Below are 18224 nucleotides of genomic sequence, written 5' to 3' on the forward strand. Positions count from 1 at the left end.
ATGAGAATAAAAAGTGCTCTTATGGCCCTGAAAAACAGATTGCTCATTTCCATATTTCTTTTAATACAATTCACGTTTGGATTAACGTCAATAACGATTTCAATTAATATGTATTATAACATGTACTATCTTGAAAATAGTTCCAACTCGTTGCTGGATGTAGAAAGTACATATTTTATCACTTATGACATGACTACTGATAGGTTGAAGGCAGATCAATTTAATAAAGGACAGATTGAAGAAATTTATAATAGAATTCATCAAAATAAAGATGTGATTTCGTATGGTACATACGAGAGGGAGATAATTGAATTAGAATCAAGTAATAGACCTCTTCAAAATAGTATGATTGATGATTTGAAACAAAAAACGTTTAAAATTGAAGAACCTACTATTAAAACAATTTCTGTAGATGAAAATTACTATAAATTGTTACATTTACCTTTACAAGCTAAAGAAGGCTTCTCTCATGAAGATTTTCAAAAAAAAAGAGAAGAGAAAACAAAAGTTTTAATGGGTGCTTACTTTAAGAAATATTTTCGTATAGGGGATACAATTAATGATCAATATACGATTATTGGATTTTTGCCGGCAAATAAATTCATTGTAAATAATCTCGGATCGAATGGGTACTTAAAGTTAGACAAGGCTATGATACTACCCATGCCGATTGATAGATACGAAAAGTATGAATTAATGTTTTTAAGATTACATCAAAGTACAATTATAAGCTTGCAAAAAGATGCTGATGTAAAAAAACTACAAGAAGCGATTCAACTTAAAGGAAACGACGTTACGTTATACCTGAAAAATTTAAGTGAGGAAATAAATGAAAATGTTATTAGTAATAAAGAATCTGAAATTATTGGCCTTATAGTAGGAGGTCTATTTATTTTATTTATAATAGCGGGCATTGTCGTAACGACAGTTGTTTCCATCATGATGAGAAAGAGGGAATTTGGTATTAAGATGGTCCTTGGAGAAAGTAAGTTTGGGATGTTCATTCAAATCGTTTTAGAAAACATATGTATTGCGATATTTGGTATGTTTTTATCGATAGTGTACTTTTTATGGAGATATGAGGATCATCTACAATTTTCGAAGGACTTTGATATGGCGTCTGTACTAGAGGTGAATTTAAATATGCCTATTTTATTATTTGTATTCCTATTCTTACTACTAATTATCATAGTTTCAAATCTCATTGTCTTCTTATTTATTAGAAAACTCGAACCGAAAACATTAATAGGTGGGATGGAATAATGAGGTTAATTGAACTAAAAGATATTAAAAAGGTGTATAGTAACAAGAATCAGAATATGTTCGCGTTAAACGGTATAAACTTAACGATAAATAAGGGCGAAATTATAGCGATAATGGGTCGATCAGGATCGGGGAAGAGTACGCTATTAAATGTTATTGGGCTAATTGATATGCCAAATGAGGGTGAATATACGTTAAATGGAAAAACATTACCTGAAATTAGAGAAAATAAAGTTCATAAAACAAGAAATGAAATGATTCTAGTAAGTAAAAGTAAAGTGTAACTTGTACTTAAAATAGTTATCATATTGGAAAAAAGAACCATCCTAAAAGTATTCTAGGATGGTTCTTTTTGTTGGGAGGAGGCAAAAATATGTAGAGTAAACAAAGGGGAAGTGGGTAATTACGACGCATTTATAAAGTGCAGAGTTATATAGAATTATGCATAAATGATTCACTTTCAATTGAAGAGTTAGCGGATGTAGCAGAATTTTCGAAGTATCATGTTTATAGAATGTTTAAAGGAATAGTAGATGAACCGTTATCTTGGTATGTAAATCGATTAAAACGAGAAAGGGAAACAAATCTTATTACATATCGCTCAGATATGACGATTACTAGCATAAGTTACCATTATATTTTTGCAGATTCAGCAGTTTTCTCCCACACATTTAAAAACTATTACATATATTACATAGTGAGTCGATTTCCATATCGAAACCACGATACTTGTATCCCACGTTTAAAGCCGGACTAAAGTCCTACGTGTGCTTTATCATATCGTAAACAGCATAAGAGGAAATTCCCAATACGATGAGTGAAGGAAAAGAAATTCTATCAAAATCAACATTGTTACTTATGTTGGTTACGAGAAGAAGAGGGTGTTTATTCATATTGTGAAATGGGAGAAGATCGGAATATGAATTACTGCGTACCAGAGAAAGAATTGTGAGGATGATTGCTTCTGAGGTTATTCAAAATGCAGGGAGGGTGGGTTTTGGAATTTAATATTAACTTGTTGTTTAATGACGGAAAGTTCACGGGATTGTAAGTTCTGTGTAAAAAAATGTAAATATTAGGATTTATTGATATTTTATTATTTTCTTTATGTATAATGAGGACAAGGCCTAAAAATACTTAAATATTTAAGTGAATATTTTAAAAAGGGAGATTAAGGATATATGAAAAGCTTACTTCAAAAAACTTTAGCTACTACAGGGATTACTGCTTGTTTATTAGGTATGGTTTCTTCCGCTTCATTTGCTTCAATTAGTTGGGATTCTTATGGGGAATGGGACGGAAGTGGAGGAAAGGCTACAGGATATGCCTACACTGCGCAAACAAATGAACCTCATTTTTACAAGATGACTGTAAGGGCCAGCTTTGATGATGGGTCTTCTAAAGAGGTAGAAAAGAATAATGCTAAAATTACAGATCGTGTGAACGTTAAAGTTTCATCCAGAGGGCCAATTACCACTGGCTATTCGGGTCATGAATGGGTAATGAAAGGGGATAGTGCCTATACCTCTAAGGAAATGGTAATTAGATAACAATCAACAAAAACCGTGAAAAAGGATAAATACCTTTTTCACGGTTTTTAAAATGAGGAGGATATATGAATCTAGTATTAAAAGAAATAGTGGTAAACAAAACCATATTCATTATGTTATTTATTGCGTTTGTATTGACAATATGGCCGATACTTATCGCAATGTCGACGAAAGATTATTATGATGAGAAATTTTATGATAGAAAAAATGGTTATTTTAATTATTATTATTCCGTTCAACTTACTAATATGGGGGAAATCAATTTCAAACAGTTTCAGACGTTAGTAGAATCTGATTTTAAAAATGCTAGTGTTATTACAAATGATATTCGTACTACTATTCCAGATATCGGCCGAGTAACAATGAATGGTCTCCTTAATAAAAATTGGTCTCCACCTTTGCTAAAAGGTTCTCCGATGGGACAAAATGAAGAAAATAGTGTAATAGTCGGGAAGAAAATTTATAAGGATATGGAAACAATAACATTATTTAATAAGGAATATACAGTTAAAGGCGTAGCTGGAGCAAATACTGGATATGAGTATAATATTAAAATTTACGTCTCTCTAAATGACATGCCAGATGAAGTGAAACAGATGATACAAAAAGATAATACATTCCAAATGATTGTTCGTTCTAACGAAAACCCTAAAGAAGAGATAGAAACTTTCATACAGCATATGAAACAGAACAATAAAGATATAAATGCCAAAGTGATTAGTGAAAAAGAGAACTATGAAAAAGAAAAAAACACAAGTAAAGCCGTGAAAGAGTTACTTAGTTTTCCATTTAGGCTTTTTTGTATAGCTTTAATTACCAGTATAATAGTAAGTTATTATTGGATTTATACGAAGAAAAAAAGTCTGTCGTTAAGGAAAGCTTTGGGAGCAAGTAATGAAAATCTGTTTATTTTTATATTTAGTCAATTATTTTTATGTGCAATCGCTGCATCAACCTGTGTAATATGCATACAATGGATTTTTAGCACTTTGAGTGAAAATATTGTAGAGTTTACAAGTTATAGCATTAGTTTACAGTCTACTCATATTATAATGTGTGTATTTTTTTCACTAACTATAGCTTTTATCCTCTCTGTAATACCATTTGTATATGTGCTTAAAAGTGAACCTGCTAAAGCATTAAAGGAGTAAAAATGATGAGAATAAAAAGTGCGTTCCTAGCATTAAAAAAGAGATTTCTATTTTCCGTACTTCTTCTAATACAGATTACATTTGGATTAGCAACTATAGCGAGTTCAATTAATGTATTTTATAATTTACACCATCTAAACGATAAATCCAGCTCAGCATTAAATGTGGATAAAACATATTTAGTTACTTTTGAAAGGACGACAGATAGGTTACAAAGCAATCAATTTAATAAAGAGCAAATTCAAGAGGTTTATAAAACAATTCATCAAAATAAAGATGTGATTTCGTATGGTACATACGAGGAGAGTTTAATTGAAATAGAATCAAGTAATAGGCAACTTCAAAATAGTATGATTGCTGATTTGAAACATAAAACGTTTCACGATGAAAGACCTACTGTTCAAACAATTGTTGTAGATGAAAATTACTATAAATTGTTAGGTTTATCTTTAAAACCTGAAGAGGGTTTCTTGCATGAAGATTTTCCAAAAAATAGTGAAGAAAAAACAAAAGTATTAATGGGTTCTTACTTTAAGAAATATTTTCAAGTTGGGGATACAATTAATAATCAATATACAATTATAGGCTTTTTACCAGAGAATAAATTTATCGTAGATAATAATACAACGAACGTTTATTTGAAGTTGGATTACGCAATGATAATGCCTATGTCATCTGATAGATATGAAAATTATGAAGGAATGTTTTTAAGACTGCATCAAAGTACAGTTTTACATTTACGAAAAGATGCAGATGTAAAGAAACTAGAAAAATCAATTCAACTTAAAGGAAACGGCGGTACGTTTTATTTAAAAAATTTAGGTGATGAAATAAATATAGATGTTACTCTTAACAGCTATTCTGAAATACCTCAACTTATAGTTGGAATATTATTCATTGTATTCTCGATCGTCGGAATTGTAGTAACGACTATTATTTCTATCTTGATGAGAAAGAGGGAATTTGGTATAAAAATAGTTTTTGGCGAAAGTAAATTTGGAATGTTTATTCAAATTGTTATAGAAAACATTATTGTAGCAATAGCTGGCTTAGGAATGTCAATAGCTTACTTTTCATGGAGATATGGGACTCTATTGCAAATGTCGAAGGATTTTAAAGCAGTATCGGCATTAGACTTTAAATTGGATATGCCTATATTATTTTTAGTATTTCTATTCTTATTATTGATCATAGTTGTCTCAAATGTAATTGTCTTCTTATTTATTAGAAAGCTTGAACCAAAAACATTAATAGGTGGGATGGAATAATGAGTTTAATTGTATTGAAAGACATTAAGAAGGTGTATAGTAACAAGAACCATAACACGTTCGCGTTAAACGGTATAAACTTAACGATAAATAAGGGCGAAATTATAGCGATAATGGGTCGGTCAGGCTCAGGGAAAAGTACGCTATTAAATGTTATAGGGTTAATTGATTTGCCAAATGAGGGTGAATATACGTTAAATGAAAAAACATTAACTGAAATTAGAGCAAATAAAGTTCATAAAACAAGAAATGAAATGATTGGATTTATATTTCAATATTTTGCATTGTTAAAAGAACATACTGTACTAGATAATGTAGCACTACCACTCACATATAGAAAGCTAAAGAAACGAGAAAGAGAAAATAAGGCGAAGTTCTATTTAGAAAAAGTAGGTTTAAAAGAACATATGCATAAAACACCGGACGAGCTTTCAGGTGGACAACAGCAGCGGGTCGCAATTGCTAGAGCATTAGTAGGTAAACCAGAAATAATTTTGGCTGATGAACCGACAGGGAATTTAGATAGAAAAACAGGAGAAGAAATTATGGATTTACTATTACAACTGAATGAAGAAGGACGAACGATTATTATTGTAACGCATGATATTGAAGTAGCGAATAAGTGTAATAGAATTATTGAGTTAGTTGATGGGGAAGTTGTGGGGAGTTAAGGAAAAGGGGATAATGCTATTCAGTTTCAGGAATAGAGAAATTTTTTGTAATGTATGGAGGCATTTCATACAGCCAATGTTAATCAGTACAAGAACGTGTTTGCTCTTGTGCTCATTGACATCCACTGGAGGATAATAAATCTGAACTCCAATGCCTGCTGTAAGCCTCATAATAAAGTTATATTACTTTTGATTGTGTATTCACTTTTTGTTTTTTCCTATGCATGGAAGCGAGGCTGGTAAATAAAGCTATTACTACTAGAATACCACCTATTACAGCATTCGCTTCAATGCCTAGACGTTCAATTGTAATACCTCCAATTGTCGAGCCAAATGCCATTCCTACATGGACTGCTGAGTTGTTTAGACTTTGCTGAATGTCCGATGTATGAGGAGCGGATACGATTAAATAGCTTTGAATAGCTGGTTGAAGTGCCCAGCTCAGCATACTCCAAACTATCATAACAATCAGGAAAAATACTGTATTGAATGTAGTAAAAGGAAGAATGAAAATGGATATTGCAAAAATGGGAATGATAGTAACAATCGTTTTCTTAGGACCTATACGATCTGACAACAATCCACCTACACCCCCGCCGATAATAGCGGCGATACCGACAATCAAATACATTACGCTTAGCCAGTTTCCATCCAAACCGAGTGCTCCTTGTAAGAATGGAGTAAGGTAGGCATATAGTGTTAAATGGCCTCCAAAAAATAAAACAGACGTAAGTTGAATGCGTATGATTTTTTTGTTTTTTAATGTTTGTAGTTGTGCTTGAATCGAAATACTTGGTTTCGGTTCCATTTTTCCTAATAATAATTGGATACATACAATTGAAATTGCAGTTAAAACGACAATAAAGATAAACGGAGCGCGCCAACCGAAAGCGTTACCTAGCATTAATCCAAAAGGAACACCTAAAACGAGAGAAGCACTAACACCCATTAATACTAAACTAATCGCACGAGCACGGTAAGCTTCTGAACTAATATTAGAAGCGATTGTTAAACAAAGGGAAATTAAAAGTGCTGCGCACATTGCCGAAATGATTCTGGTAACTAAAAGTAAAGTGTAACTTGTGCTTAAAACAGTTATCATATTGGCAAACAACGCCACAGATAAATTTAAAAGCATGAGTCGTTTTCGTTCCATCTTTGATGTTGCAGAAAGCAGTAAGGGGCCTGATATGGCAAAAGTTAAAGAAAAAACGGAAATTAACATACCTGCTTGCCCTAAGGAAATACCGAGATCATTTGCGACTAAAGGAAGAATACCGCCGAAAATCATCTCTACTAGGCCGACGACAAAAGAAACGATCGTCAGTAAATAAACACGTTTGTTCATAAAACACCTCTCTTTAATAATTCTTTAAAATGTACTTCAGTATGAAAGATTACCATTCTATTATTTAAAGCGCAAGCTCAATAATAAAAAAAGAATTCATAGTAATTTTATAAATTAAGAACTATCATTTTATTTCGAAAAAACAAATTATCCCGTAACTTTTAAGTGCAAAAAATCGTTTAACAAAAGAAAGGATTTTTAATCACGAATGGGGGAGAAGCATGAAGATTTTAATTCTAGGTGGTACACGATTTTTAGGAAGAGCTTTTGTAGAAGAGGCATTAAAAAGAGGGCATGAAGTTACATTATTTAATCGCGGAACAAATAAAGAAATTTTTCCAGAAGTAGAGCAGTTAATCGGTGACAGAAATGATGATGTCTCAAGTTTAATAAATAGAAAATGGGACGCGGTAGTCGACACGTGTGGGTTTTCTCCGCATCACATTAGAAATGTTGGAGAAGTACTTAAAGATAATATTGAACACTATATATTCATCTCAAGCCTTTCCGTATATAAAGATTGGATTCCGCATGACATAAAAGAAGACTATATATTACAACCTGAACCGACGGAAGAGCAAATAAAGGCTGTAGAGAATGGTGGAATATCTCCTTATGAGCATTATGGTGCACTGAAAGTATTATGTGAAAAAGAAGCAGAGAAGCATTGGCCGGGGCGTGTATTACACGTAAGAGCAGGACTTCTTTCAGGGATGTTTGATTATACAGATCGGCTTCCATACTGGATTGGTCGTGTAGCGAAGGGAGGAGAAGTGTTAGTTTCAGGGAGAAAAGACCGTCCAGTGCAGATAGTTGATATAAGAGACATCGCAAACTGGGGACTAAATATGACAGAAAACAATAAGACAGGCACATTTAATGTAACAGGTCCAAGTTATGAATTGACGATGGAAGAGCTATTAAATACTTGTAAAAAGGTTACGAATAGTGAGGTTGCATTCGTTTGGGTAGATGAATCGTTTTTGAATGAACATAAGGTGCAGCCTTGGACAGAGATGCCACTATGGCTTCCAGAAACATTTTCATTAGAAGGTGAGACGAAGCCGTGGAAAGGTGGTTTTTCTATTAGTATTGAAAGTGCTATTAAAGAAGGACTTACTTTTAGAAAGTTAGAACATACAGTTACAGATGTGTATGAGTGGATGAAGAGTATGGACGACTGGGAATTAAAAGCAGGTATTTCAGGAGAGAGGGAGAAAGAGTTGTTAGAAAAGTGGTATCAATAAATTTAGATGAGCCCTTTGAATATACTTGATTGCACATAAGGAGGAGAAAAGGTGATGTGGAAAAACACCATTCACAGTATCTCACCAAACTTAAGTTTGAAAAAAACAGCTATGATGGATGAACTAACTGATATACAAAACTGTTTACATGTGGAGTTACCGAATGAGTTATATCAATTATTACAGGAAACAAACGGTGTAGAAGGTGAATACGGGGACTTTATATGGTCTGCTTCAAAAATTAAAACTGAAAATATGAATATGAGAAATATAGTTGATTTCAAGGATTTATATATGCCTTTTGACTGTTTATTATTTTTTGCTGATGGTGGAAATGGTGATTTGTTTGGTTATTCCATTTTGAATGGAAAAGTGCAAAGAGATGATATATATGTATGGAATCATGAAAATGATAGTAGAACGTGGGTTGCTCCTTCCTTAAAGGTTTTTATGGAGTGGTGGGAGTGTGGAAAGATAACAATTTAAACATAGTATGAAGAAAAAACGCCTTGTTACTAAAGAAACTAGGCGTTTTTCGTATGTAAATTTATAACTCAATTGGTTCTTCCCCGTACATTTCCCACAGCTTAGAAAACATATTTTTCAGTCCTTCTTCGTCATCCTCATCCTAGTCTAACTTGATATCAACTTCCTTAAATTTTTCTTCTATTTCAAACTCTTTCTCTTTCACACTATCAGTTGTGCCGATTTTTCTGTAAAACACAACGAAGTCTTTATCGTGTATTAGCTAGTAGCAAGACCTCCACCTCAAAATCCAGCTAATACAAGGAAGGCCCGTATAAATAAGTTGTATTAATTACATTATTAGATTGTGTTTGTAACTATATTTTGGAAATTTTCTGTTGATTTAAAATATGCGATAGTATATATTGTATATAAAGTATATATACAATATTTTTCAAAAGAGGTATTTGCATGCAAATCATTATTAAGAACACTTCAAAGGAACCCATTTACGAACAAATTGGACTCCAAATAAAAAAACTTATTTTACTAGGTGATTTAAAACAAGGAGATGCCCTTCCTTCAATGCGTCAGTTAGCAAAAGATTTACGAGTAAGTATTATTACAACGAAAAGAGCATATGAAGAACTGGAAAAAGACGGTTTTATTAATTCAATTGTCGGAAGAGGGTCCTTTGTAGCAGAACAAAACATTGAAACTATGAAAGAAGAAAAATTAAAAACAGTTGAAGAAAAGTTATGTGAAGCGATTCAAAATGCTAAGCAAATGGATGTTTCTTTAAATGAGCTAAAAGAAATGCTTACAATTTTATACGAGGAGGAAAACTCTTGGAAAACGTAATAGAACTTCAAAATGTCAGTAAATCTTTTAAAGGGTTTCAAATAAACAATTTTTCGATGGAAGTAAAAAAAGGATTTGTTACGGGTTTTATTGGAGGAAATGGATCAGGTAAATCTACAACGATTAAAATGATTATGAATCTAATAAACCCGGATAGTGGAAACGTCTCCTTATTTGGCATGAACTATTCGACTGATGCGAAACGAATTAAAGAAAGAATTGGCTTCGTTTATGACGATAATGTGTTTTATGATGAACTCACATTAAAGGAAATTACTAAAATTATTGCGCCTGCTTATAAAAAATGGGATTTTAACCAATTTACATATTATAAAGATCTGTTCGAATTACCATTAAATAAAAAAATGAAAACATTCTCCAAAGGAATGAAAATGAAAGCCTCTCTCGCAATTGCCCTTTCACATCATGCTGAACTAATTATTATGGATGAACCTACATCTGGACTTGATCCTGTATTCAGAAGAGAATTATTGGATGTTCTACAAAATATTATGCAGGATGGAGAGAAAACTATCTTTTTCTCATCACATATTACAACGGATTTAGACCGCATTGCCGATTATATTACATTTATTCAAAATGGGAAGCATATTTTCACAAAAGATATTTATGCCATTGCAGAGGATTATGTTTTAGTCAAAGGACCACTAGATTTGTTAAAGTTTGATACTGAGCGTGAATTTATTTCTGTACGTAAGGCAAATACAGGTTTCGAGGGATTGATTGAAAATACACATTCTATCGAAAACTTATTTGATAAGGATGTGGTGATTGAAAAACCAAGTTTAGAGGATATTATGTATTTCATAAAAAAGGGGGATTCAAGATGCTTAATTTAATTAAAAAGGATTTGATTTTACAAAAAACTTTCTTGCCTGCTTATCTCTTATTTCTAGTTACCTATTTGTGGGCCGGCATGGATGTAGCATATGTCATAATCATTTGTAGTGCCGTTTTTGTAATTAACACATATCAATCTGATGATAAAGATAATGCTAATATTTTAGTAAACTCATTACCGTATACTAGGAAGGAAATTATAAGTTCAAAATACGTTGGAACCTTACTTTTTACAATAGTAATCATCCCATTTTGTTTAGTTGGAAAATATTTTATTTTAGACAGCATGGAGTTTCAACTTTCCTTAGAAAGTTACATACTAGGCTTCTTGGCAGTCATGTTGATAACAGCATTTTACATCCCATTTTTTGTTGCATTTAAAGTGAAAACACTTGTACCAGTTTTTATATTTTTATCTATTGGAGTTATATATTTAATGCGAAATACTCCATATTTATTAAATAAATATGCTAATGGCGTACTGGCTTTTTTAAAAGAGATTTCAGATTTGAAATTATTTCTTTTAGTTGCTGTCATAGCAGTGGGATGCTATGGGGTTTCATGGATATTATCTATTCGTATCTATCAGAACAAGGCTCTTTAATAGCAAGTTCTAAAAGGAGGATGGTTTAAATGACATCAAAAAAAGAGCGTCCTAGTCGAATACGAAATTGGCTGAAAACTATTGGAGCATTTTTCGTTATGCAACTAATTTTTATCATCCTTGATATGAATTCGTGGATACCGAACTTCAAGGAAGGAGGAGTTGGGGATCGTCTCGTTAATTCAGAGTTCTTTACGGAATGGTTCGCTCCTTATAAAACAAAGCAACTTAATGTACTAACGGCAGTTATGGCTATTTTATTATTCCTAAATGTAGTAACAAGTGCAATAAAAGACGCTTTTTCTAGGAAAAGAATTAATTAGCACATAAGTTGACCTTGCGTCTTTTTAATAATGTCTTAACTATATTTAAAAACAACAGGAAAAAGATAAAAACTCCACTTATTGATGTTTCACTTTATCTTTTATAATGATTTCTTGAAAAATATTTGATTTTTCAGTTTTGCATATTGATAGAGATGCATTCGTCCCCCATAATGCTTCCAAAGTGTGCGCAGTAATTGTGACATATGTATTTATACTTGTGATGACAAATGATGTGTATTGTTTTTGGAAAGTTCGAAAATTATTGGGCGAACTAGAGAAATTTAGTAATCTTATTTGTACAGTACATACATATTAGTTTTGTAATGGTTCGATATTTAAAAAATATGTAAGGGGGAATGGGTGTGGATCTTACGTTTAAAGTTGAGGAAACATGTTTTAATTACCGAGTCGGAGCAATTTGTAAACACGATAATAAAATACTCATCCTGCAAGGTAACGGTGAAGATTTTTGGTACGTACCGGGCGGTCGAGTGAAAATGCTAGAAAATAGTGAAGATGCGTTAAAACGGGAGCTGGCAGAAGAAATAGGTGTTCCTATTAAAGGGAAGAGATTAATATGGTCAGTAGAAAATTTCTTTACACTTTCTGAGCGAAAGTTTCATGAAATTAGTTTTTATTATGAAGTAGAGCTACATGAATTGCCTGCGAATGGAGCGGATCAATATATTTTGGAAGAAGAGGGAAGAACGTATTTATTTAAGTGGGTGCCGGTAGAAGAGCTACATGCATATAACTTACAGCCTGCGTTTATAAAAGAAAAAGTAAAGGATATAGCAGTTCATACAGAACATATCGTTTTGCAAAAATAAACGTATTCGGAGGGGAAAACGATGAAAGGGACTAAAAAAGAGATACATATAAATGACAAAGTAATTCATTACACACATATCGAAAAAGGTTCCAGTACGGTTTGCTTTATGTTCTCAGGTTCAGGATACAATTACGATAAGCCGTTATTTTATTATGCAACGATGTTAATGCTTGAACATAAAATTGATGTTGTACATATTCATTATTCCTTTGATGGACAATTAATGAATAAACCGATGGAAGAAGTAACGAAAGTAATGATGGATGATATTAATCCCGTAATAAATGCAGTGTTGAAAAATGGACACTATAGCAGTTCTATGTTTTTAGGGAAATCACTTGGAACAATTCCAATTGCGAATGATTTGATGAAGAGAGAAGAGTTTTTACAGTCGAAAATGATATTAATGACACCGTTACTGACGTTTGATACGATTTTTGATTCTATCTTGCATAGTAATCATAAAGGGCTTTTAGTAATTGGGGATAAAGATCATCAATACAATGCAGATCAAATTGATCAGTTATATAAAACGAATTTACAGATTGAAGTTGTCAAAAATGCAAATCATTCTGTAAATGTTGGGGAATTTGAAACAGAAAATTCAATTGAAGCTATAGCAAAAATAATAGAAAAGCTTAGAGAAATTATTAGGGAAAACTAACTTATCAATACATGCAAAAAGAGGTGCAATTTGCACCTCTTTTTTATTTAATAAGCCTTCAACACATGAAGTAAATAATCCTTACGATTCAGCGGATTATAATCAACACGTTTTCGAGTAGGGAAGGGAGCCTTCATTTTTGTAAAACCATCTGGTTTTGTTGTAAAGATGCCCTCACCTTCTGTAAAGGAATGGAGTATTCGCTTAAAATTCTCTGTTTTCGCAACAGGTAATGAGCCTGTTAACTGGTAAGAATTATTGTATAATTTAGGCTCGCTAAAATTTGCTGGAATAGCAGCTAATTTATACATTGCGGTACTAATTGCATGTTCTGGTACATTCAATTCAAACTCGTTTACTGGTTCATATACACACGATTCAGCTTGCTTTAAAGCATCCATTAAAACGAGTGGTGTTAAGTTTCTAAAGTCACTCGCTGTTGTAACAGGACTAGCATAACCTGTATTTGTTAACGTGACGATAATATCCGTAACTTCCCATCCGTACAAACCTTGTTTTAACGTTTGACATACAGTATCTTCAATCGCTTTATGAAATGCTAATGGAAGTGATCCAAGTTCAACACCTAACTTATACGTTATGCCAGAATTAAGTTCACCACGTTCCACTTTGAAGCCAATTGTTGCGTAAAATGGATTCGCTTTTTCGCCCATTTCTTCAACGCTATTCCCTACGCTAATTGGTTTCTCAATACATACAACTCGCGTATTTGAGAAAGTAACCTGCAAATGATACTTCTCATAAAGAGTTGTTTCAATAACCTCTTTTTGTACTTCACCGAAAAGGCGAATATATAGATCATTATGAACATCATCTTTCCACACTTTAATGAGCGGATCTTCTTCACATAGTTCCATAAGTGCAGCGTATAAATCATGAATTCGTTCTTTTGGTAATGCTTCAATAGCAGCTTCCATTTGTGGATCGGCAAAGTGAATATTTTTTATATAATCAGTCCGTTCACCGATAATATCACCAATTTTAATATCCTTCAGTCCCCACACTTTGCAAAATTCTCCGCTAGAAACGGTAGAAGCTTGAACCGCATTTCCGTTATGAAACATGCATATTTTCTTAATCTTTTCTTTATGTGCCAGAGCGTCATCACGTTGTATATCAACATATTTTCTAACTTGTAAATGACCAGAAAAAACTCTTACATATGCAATCTTTTCCCCAGAAGGTTCACGTTCAATTTTAAACACAACACCGGATAATGTTTCATTTTCTGCCGACTTTTTAGCTAGAAATAAGACTGAAATATTTTCTAGTAGTTCAGTTACACCCATGCCTGTCATGGCTGATCCGAAAAAGATTGGATACACATTTGCTTGCTGTATTTGTTGTTCTAGCTCTTTTCTTAATAATGCGTCTGGTATTATTTCGTTATTTACATATGATGCAAGCAATGATTCGTTATATGGTACTAATCGTTCTATGCAATCGTCATATGATTTGTATTCAATAATCCGGGCTTCTTTCGTTCCTTCGTTTAGAGCAGAGTAGAAGGGGAACGTTTCATTTGAAAGAACCTCTTTTATTTGTTTCATAACTTTTTTAGTGTTTGCGCCACTACGATCAATTTTATTAACGAATAAAATAGTTGGTATGTTTAGTTTCTGTAATGTTCGCATTAAAATTTTTGTTTGTGCTTGCACACCTTCTACGGCAGAAATAACTAAAATTGCACCGTCTAAAACGCGGAATGATCGCTCCACTTCAGCGATAAAATCAGCGTGTCCAGGTGTATCAATGACATTTACTTTTATATCATCAATAAAAAAAGAAACGACAGATGCTTTAATCGTAATTCCGCGCTGTCTTTCTAATTCCATTGAGTCAGTTTGCGTATTGCCACTATCTACTCGGCCAATTTCTTTAATCACATTCGTTTCATAAAGAATACGCTCAGTCAAACTCGTCTTGCCAGCGTCTACGTGCGCGACAATCCCTATATTTATTGTTGTCATATGTGAATATCCTCATTTCATTTTCCATTTTTATTTCCTCATTTCTATTTGTGTATTGCCGCATTACAATCACTCTCCAGTCATTTAAATTAGTACTATTATAGTGCAATTAACATTTTTTGTAACGCGACAAAGCGCCTTAATTTGGAAAAAATAAAATAAAAACAAAATGCTTGCATTCTAAATCGATATAGATTATATTAATTGACATATCAACTATTGATACATCAAACGTTTTTGATTTGGATGTAAAGGAGGATTAATATGACAAGTTCATGCTCAAAAGAAGCGATTATTTTATATAAATTACACTTTCTAAATAAAGAAGTAAGTTCGAAGTTTGAAGGGTGTACGGGTATGAGCCAGTCTCGATTAGAGCTTATACTTCAGTTATATGAAGTAGGTGAAATTAGTCAAAAAGCACTTCAGCAAGAAGTGAATATTGATAATGCTGCGATTACGAGACATTTAAAGCAGCTTGAGGCAAATGAAATGATTGTAAGACGTAAAAATCCAGATGATAACAGAATTACGTTAGTTTCTCTTACTGAAGAGGGACGAAATAAAATTCAAGCGTTTCAAGAGGAAAAAGAACGTTTTGCAGCATCTGCATTTAAAGGATTAAGTGAGGAAGAACGCGATAATCTTTTAAATATGTTAAATCACATTCAAGAAAATATAAAAGAATTATAAAAAAGGGAGACTTCAACTATGACTAACTCAGTAAAAACAAATAACTTTAACGAAATTTTAACAGGCCGCCGTTCAATTCGTAAATACGATCCTGCAGTAAAAATTAGCAAAGAAGAAATGACAGAAATTCTTACAGAAGCAACACTTGCACCATCTTCAGTAAACATGCAACCATGGAGATTCTTAGTAATTGAAAGTGACGAAGCAAAAGCAACACTTGCGCCACTTGCGAAATTCAATCAATCTCAAGTAGAAACATCTTCAGCAATGATCGCTGTGTTTGGTGACTTAAACAACTTTGATAACGCAGAAGAAATTTACGGTACAGCAGTTGAGCGTGGTTTAATGCCAGCTGAAGTAAAAGAAGATCAAATGAAAAAACTTTCAGGTTACTTCTCAATGGTTACACCAGAAGTAATGAAAGATACAGTACTAATTGACGGTGGTCTTGTAGCGATGCAATTTATGTTAGCGGCACGTGCTCACGGATATGACACTTGCCCAATTGGTGGATTTGAAAAAGACCAAATCGCAGAAGCGTTCGGATTAGATAAAGAGCGTCACGTACCAGTAATGTTAATTTCAATCGGAAAAACTGCTGACAGTGGTTACCAATCAGTACGTCTTCCAGTTGAAAAAGTTGCAGAGTGGAAATAATTTTATAAAAGAACTTCAATAAGTGAAAGATGAGAGGGGAAGCACCATGATTATAATTCACGCAATATTTCAAGTAGATCCAGCAAAACAACAATCATTTTTAGAAGAAATTCAGCCACTTATTCACGGTTCAAGAGAAGAAAGTGGAAATGTATCTTATGACTTATATAAAGATACAGAAAAAGAAAGTGTTTATACGATGGTAGAAGTATGGAAAGATGAAGCGGCAGTTGCGAGTCATAATACGAGTGAACACTTCACATCTTTCGTTAGTAAAGCAGCACAATTTTTAACTGCTCCACTTAATATAAAAGCTTATAATGGAGAGTTAGTGAAATAATAAGGTAGAAAAAGATGACTTTAGCGTATAGCTGAGGTCATCTTTTTTGTATAAGTAGAACCTACTTCCGACACAGTTATGTTGAAAGATAAGTGTTGTTCTTATCTTTAGTAACAGTGATGAATTATATGTTAAATTCGAACATTCGGTTTATTGGAATATTTTTCCGTGGTATAATTTTCTTGTAAATAAAAGGTAGAGGGGAGTAAGTGATGGGAGAATTTCAAAGTAATTTGCATAGGGCAACGCAACTTGCAACGAAAATGAGAAATGCTTCAGATAGAATGCAAAGTGCCACTAGTCGCTCTATAAATAAGGCAACGCGTACTACATTATCTGTGAACTTTAAAGCACAAGAAGCAAATCAACAAAATTTACAGATCACGAAACAATTTTGCGCTGCTTTTCAACAAACGATTGATAATATCCATTCCGTAGCAAATGAATTTGAAAAAATGGATACAGGACTTCAAAAGACTTTTCAATAATGTAACAGCCTACGTAAAGGGGAAAAGGTAGGGAGAAAAGATGAGTCAAGAAATTGAAACGAGAATGAGTCAATGTAATCAAAAATTACGAATTATATTTGAAGAACAAAATGAAAACCGAATTGCGCTGCAAAATCAAGAACGAGCTGAGGCTAGTTTTCAAGAATGGAAAAATAGAAGTAATCGTTTATTTAACCGAATACTAGAAACTTGGCATGGTGACAAAGAAGTATTTCGCCTTTTTACGAATATGCGGCAAGAGATCGGACAGTATGAAAGAAAACTTACATTCGAATTAGAAAACGAAAAAGAGACGTTGCTTAAAGAAAAACGGCATCTCAGTGAGAAAGAAAACGACCTTTCCTATGAACAGCAGCAACTACAAAGGGAGGTCAATACATGAGTTTAAACATGTATTTGGGAGAAGTACAAAGTCAAACTCAAAGTATGAACGCTATATGTAATGCTACGATTCAAAGTATGGAACAAGCCATTCAATCTATTGATGCATTTGCGGTAGATACAGTATTACAAGGACAAACATACAGTAGTGCAAAAGCCTACCTTGTCCAAACATTTCGGCCATTAGCGCACGGAATCATATGCTTATGTGAAGAATTAATTCGCCAAAACGAAGCATTCCCAAACGAGTTCCAAGCAAAAGTTGCTTCGACAGATGTGATCGAACATGAAATAAGACAACAAATACAGGAAATCAATCAATCGATTGCAAGTATAGAAGCAATAGAAGTACTTACACCGATGCCTGGAGTAGACGCAATTGTAACGGTATTAGGAGCAATGAGAAAAAAACTGGAAGAAAAACTAGAGCATTTATATGAATTCAATCATTCGTCCAGCAACAACTACAGCACCGCCCTCCAATTAGCAGCTAGCATCACAGCCGGACTCGCTGAAGTGCAAAGCGGGAAAGGATTTAGTCC

At 33.2% G+C, this 18224-nt stretch carries 21 protein-coding genes and 3 pseudogenes; 21 read left to right on the top strand and 3 right to left on the bottom strand.

All coding sequences use genetic code 11. From position 1 onward, the window contains the following. The 7 genes and pseudogenes from KVT31_RS18130 (at nt 1) to KVT31_RS18160 (ending at nt 5903) form a co-directional block, all read left to right on the top strand. On the top strand, nt 1–1263 hold the full coding sequence (locus KVT31_RS18130) for an ABC transporter permease (RefSeq protein WP_088096838.1): 1263 nt from the start codon (nt 1–3) through the stop codon (nt 1261–1263). Further along, nucleotides 1263–1523: pseudogene (locus tag KVT31_RS18135) on the top strand (ATP-binding cassette domain-containing protein); the annotation flags it as partial. The gene KVT31_RS18130 and the pseudogene KVT31_RS18135, both read left to right, overlap by 1 nt. Before the next feature lie 152 nt (nt 1524–1675). Then, nucleotides 1676–1993: pseudogene (locus tag KVT31_RS18140) on the top strand (helix-turn-helix transcriptional regulator); the annotation flags it as partial. Between the two features lie 451 nt (nt 1994–2444). Beyond that, a complete protein-coding gene (locus tag KVT31_RS18145; RefSeq protein WP_000838686.1) occupies nt 2445–2813 on the top strand; it encodes a hypothetical protein in 369 nt (122 codons plus the stop codon). Nucleotides 2814–2878: 65 nt separating this feature from the next. Then, nucleotides 2879–3964: an ABC transporter permease gene (locus KVT31_RS18150; RefSeq protein ID WP_088096835.1), complete on the top strand. Its 1086-nt coding sequence runs from the start codon at nt 2879–2881 to the stop codon at nt 3962–3964. A gap of 2 nt (nt 3965–3966) precedes the next feature. Beyond that, nucleotides 3967–5232: an ABC transporter permease gene (locus tag KVT31_RS18155; RefSeq protein WP_170930142.1), complete on the top strand. Its 1266-nt coding sequence runs from the start codon at nt 3967–3969 to the stop codon at nt 5230–5232. Next, the gene (locus KVT31_RS18160; RefSeq protein WP_088096833.1) at nt 5232–5903 is read left to right on the top strand and encodes an ABC transporter ATP-binding protein; all 672 of its coding nucleotides are present in this window, start codon (nt 5232–5234) and stop codon (nt 5901–5903) included. Before KVT31_RS18155 ends, KVT31_RS18160 begins: the two co-directional genes overlap by 1 nt. A gap of 178 nt (nt 5904–6081) precedes the next feature. Here the strand turns inward: KVT31_RS18160 and KVT31_RS18165 are convergent, their stop codons facing one another. Further along, nucleotides 6082–7251 carry an MFS transporter gene (locus KVT31_RS18165; RefSeq protein ID WP_098341678.1) on the bottom strand — a complete coding sequence of 390 codons (1170 nt, stop codon included), beginning with the start codon at nt 7249–7251 and terminating at the stop codon, nt 6082–6084. A gap of 221 nt (nt 7252–7472) precedes the next feature. On the opposite strand from KVT31_RS18165, the gene KVT31_RS18170 reads away from it, so the two are divergent. Continuing rightward, nucleotides 7473–8498: an SDR family oxidoreductase gene (locus KVT31_RS18170; RefSeq protein WP_088096832.1), complete on the top strand. Its 1026-nt coding sequence runs from the start codon at nt 7473–7475 to the stop codon at nt 8496–8498. A gap of 54 nt (nt 8499–8552) precedes the next feature. Next, on the top strand, nt 8553–8984 hold the full coding sequence (locus tag KVT31_RS18175) for an SMI1/KNR4 family protein (RefSeq protein WP_140392492.1): 432 nt from the start codon (nt 8553–8555) through the stop codon (nt 8982–8984). A 61-nt stretch (nt 8985–9045) separates the two neighbouring features. Here the strand turns inward: KVT31_RS18175 and KVT31_RS31010 are convergent. Beyond that, a pseudogene (locus KVT31_RS31010) lies at nt 9046–9132 on the bottom strand (DUF4240 domain-containing protein); the annotation flags it as partial. A 302-nt stretch (nt 9133–9434) separates the two neighbouring features. Between KVT31_RS31010 and KVT31_RS18185 the strand changes: the two are divergent. The 6 genes from KVT31_RS18185 (at nt 9435) to KVT31_RS18210 (ending at nt 13111) form a co-directional block, all read left to right on the top strand. Continuing rightward, complete coding sequence (locus tag KVT31_RS18185; RefSeq protein ID WP_001165710.1) at nt 9435–9824, top strand: GntR family transcriptional regulator; 390 nt, start codon at nt 9435–9437, stop codon at nt 9822–9824. Next, the gene (locus KVT31_RS18190; RefSeq protein WP_088096829.1) at nt 9812–10684 is read left to right on the top strand and encodes an ABC transporter ATP-binding protein; all 873 of its coding nucleotides are present in this window, start codon (nt 9812–9814) and stop codon (nt 10682–10684) included. Before KVT31_RS18185 ends, KVT31_RS18190 begins: the two co-directional genes overlap by 13 nt. Further along, nucleotides 10672–11289 carry an ABC-2 transporter permease gene (locus tag KVT31_RS18195; RefSeq protein ID WP_088096828.1) on the top strand — a complete coding sequence of 206 codons (618 nt, stop codon included), beginning with the start codon at nt 10672–10674 and terminating at the stop codon, nt 11287–11289. Before KVT31_RS18190 ends, KVT31_RS18195 begins: the two co-directional genes overlap by 13 nt. A gap of 29 nt (nt 11290–11318) precedes the next feature. Further along, a complete protein-coding gene (locus KVT31_RS18200) occupies nt 11319–11612 on the top strand; it encodes a YfzA family protein (protein ID WP_088096827.1) in 294 nt (97 codons plus the stop codon). 365 nt (nt 11613–11977) lie between these two features. Beyond that, nucleotides 11978–12445: an NUDIX hydrolase gene (locus KVT31_RS18205; RefSeq protein WP_088096826.1), complete on the top strand. Its 468-nt coding sequence runs from the start codon at nt 11978–11980 to the stop codon at nt 12443–12445. Nucleotides 12446–12466: 21 nt separating this feature from the next. Further along, the gene (locus KVT31_RS18210; protein ID WP_088096825.1) at nt 12467–13111 is read left to right on the top strand and encodes an alpha/beta hydrolase; all 645 of its coding nucleotides are present in this window, start codon (nt 12467–12469) and stop codon (nt 13109–13111) included. A 47-nt stretch (nt 13112–13158) separates the two neighbouring features. On the opposite strand, the gene KVT31_RS18215 is transcribed toward KVT31_RS18210, so the two are convergent. Beyond that, nucleotides 13159–15102, bottom strand: a complete 1944-nt coding sequence (locus tag KVT31_RS18215; protein WP_088096824.1) for an elongation factor G — start codon at nt 15100–15102, stop codon at nt 13159–13161. 264 nt (nt 15103–15366) lie between these two features. On the opposite strand from KVT31_RS18215, the gene KVT31_RS18220 reads away from it, so the two are divergent. The 6 genes from KVT31_RS18220 to KVT31_RS18245 form a co-directional block, all read left to right on the top strand. Beyond that, nucleotides 15367–15795 (top strand): MarR family winged helix-turn-helix transcriptional regulator, encoded by a 429-nt coding sequence (locus KVT31_RS18220; RefSeq protein ID WP_000204172.1) that lies wholly within the window; start codon nt 15367–15369, stop codon nt 15793–15795. An 18-nt stretch (nt 15796–15813) separates the two neighbouring features. After that, the gene (locus tag KVT31_RS18225; RefSeq protein ID WP_088096823.1) at nt 15814–16452 is read left to right on the top strand and encodes a nitroreductase family protein; all 639 of its coding nucleotides are present in this window, start codon (nt 15814–15816) and stop codon (nt 16450–16452) included. A gap of 46 nt (nt 16453–16498) precedes the next feature. Beyond that, complete coding sequence (locus tag KVT31_RS18230; protein ID WP_000583816.1) at nt 16499–16792, top strand: putative quinol monooxygenase; 294 nt, start codon at nt 16499–16501, stop codon at nt 16790–16792. 212 nt (nt 16793–17004) lie between these two features. After that, nucleotides 17005–17280 carry a TIGR04197 family type VII secretion effector gene (locus tag KVT31_RS18235; protein ID WP_001988920.1) on the top strand — a complete coding sequence of 92 codons (276 nt, stop codon included), beginning with the start codon at nt 17005–17007 and terminating at the stop codon, nt 17278–17280. Nucleotides 17281–17320: 40 nt separating this feature from the next. Continuing rightward, a complete protein-coding gene (locus KVT31_RS18240) occupies nt 17321–17683 on the top strand; it encodes a DUF3958 family protein (protein ID WP_088096822.1) in 363 nt (120 codons plus the stop codon). Continuing rightward, on the top strand, nt 17680–18224 hold a 545-nt coding region (locus tag KVT31_RS18245; RefSeq protein ID WP_217613537.1), incomplete at its 3' end, for a T7SS effector LXG polymorphic toxin. The genes KVT31_RS18240 and KVT31_RS18245, both read left to right, overlap by 4 nt.

This window comes from Bacillus sp. GbtcB14 (assembly GCF_019091205.1).
Taxonomy (GTDB): domain Bacteria; phylum Bacillota; class Bacilli; order Bacillales; family Bacillaceae_G; genus Bacillus_A; species Bacillus_A cereus_AG.

Excerpts from the sequence above, each read along its gene's own strand:
- KVT31_RS18165 (WP_098341678.1), bottom strand. The coding sequence starts at position 7,251 with ATGAACAAACGTGTTTATTTACTGACGATCGTTTCTTTTGTCGTCGGC.
- KVT31_RS18155 (WP_170930142.1), top strand. The coding sequence starts at position 3,967 with ATGATGAGAATAAAAAGTGCGTTCCTAGCATTAAAAAAGAGATTTCTA.
- KVT31_RS18215 (WP_088096824.1), bottom strand. The coding sequence starts at position 15,102 with ATGACAACAATAAATATAGGGATTGTCGCGCACGTAGACGCTGGCAAG.
- KVT31_RS18200 (WP_088096827.1), top strand. The coding sequence starts at position 11,319 with ATGACATCAAAAAAAGAGCGTCCTAGTCGAATACGAAATTGGCTGAAA.
- KVT31_RS18160 (WP_088096833.1), top strand. The coding sequence starts at position 5,232 with ATGAGTTTAATTGTATTGAAAGACATTAAGAAGGTGTATAGTAACAAG.
- KVT31_RS18130 (WP_088096838.1), top strand. The coding sequence starts at position 1 with ATGAGAATAAAAAGTGCTCTTATGGCCCTGAAAAACAGATTGCTCATT.
- KVT31_RS18170 (WP_088096832.1), top strand. The coding sequence starts at position 7,473 with ATGAAGATTTTAATTCTAGGTGGTACACGATTTTTAGGAAGAGCTTTT.
- KVT31_RS18240 (WP_088096822.1), top strand. The coding sequence starts at position 17,321 with ATGAGTCAAGAAATTGAAACGAGAATGAGTCAATGTAATCAAAAATTA.
- KVT31_RS18235 (WP_001988920.1), top strand. The coding sequence starts at position 17,005 with ATGGGAGAATTTCAAAGTAATTTGCATAGGGCAACGCAACTTGCAACG.
- KVT31_RS18225 (WP_088096823.1), top strand. The coding sequence starts at position 15,814 with ATGACTAACTCAGTAAAAACAAATAACTTTAACGAAATTTTAACAGGC.
- KVT31_RS18185 (WP_001165710.1), top strand. The coding sequence starts at position 9,435 with ATGCAAATCATTATTAAGAACACTTCAAAGGAACCCATTTACGAACAA.
- KVT31_RS18195 (WP_088096828.1), top strand. The coding sequence starts at position 10,672 with ATGCTTAATTTAATTAAAAAGGATTTGATTTTACAAAAAACTTTCTTG.
- KVT31_RS18175 (WP_140392492.1), top strand. The coding sequence starts at position 8,553 with ATGTGGAAAAACACCATTCACAGTATCTCACCAAACTTAAGTTTGAAA.
- KVT31_RS18210 (WP_088096825.1), top strand. The coding sequence starts at position 12,467 with ATGAAAGGGACTAAAAAAGAGATACATATAAATGACAAAGTAATTCAT.
- KVT31_RS18145 (WP_000838686.1), top strand. The coding sequence starts at position 2,445 with ATGAAAAGCTTACTTCAAAAAACTTTAGCTACTACAGGGATTACTGCT.
- KVT31_RS18220 (WP_000204172.1), top strand. The coding sequence starts at position 15,367 with ATGACAAGTTCATGCTCAAAAGAAGCGATTATTTTATATAAATTACAC.
- KVT31_RS18150 (WP_088096835.1), top strand. The coding sequence starts at position 2,879 with ATGAATCTAGTATTAAAAGAAATAGTGGTAAACAAAACCATATTCATT.
- KVT31_RS18230 (WP_000583816.1), top strand. The coding sequence starts at position 16,499 with ATGATTATAATTCACGCAATATTTCAAGTAGATCCAGCAAAACAACAA.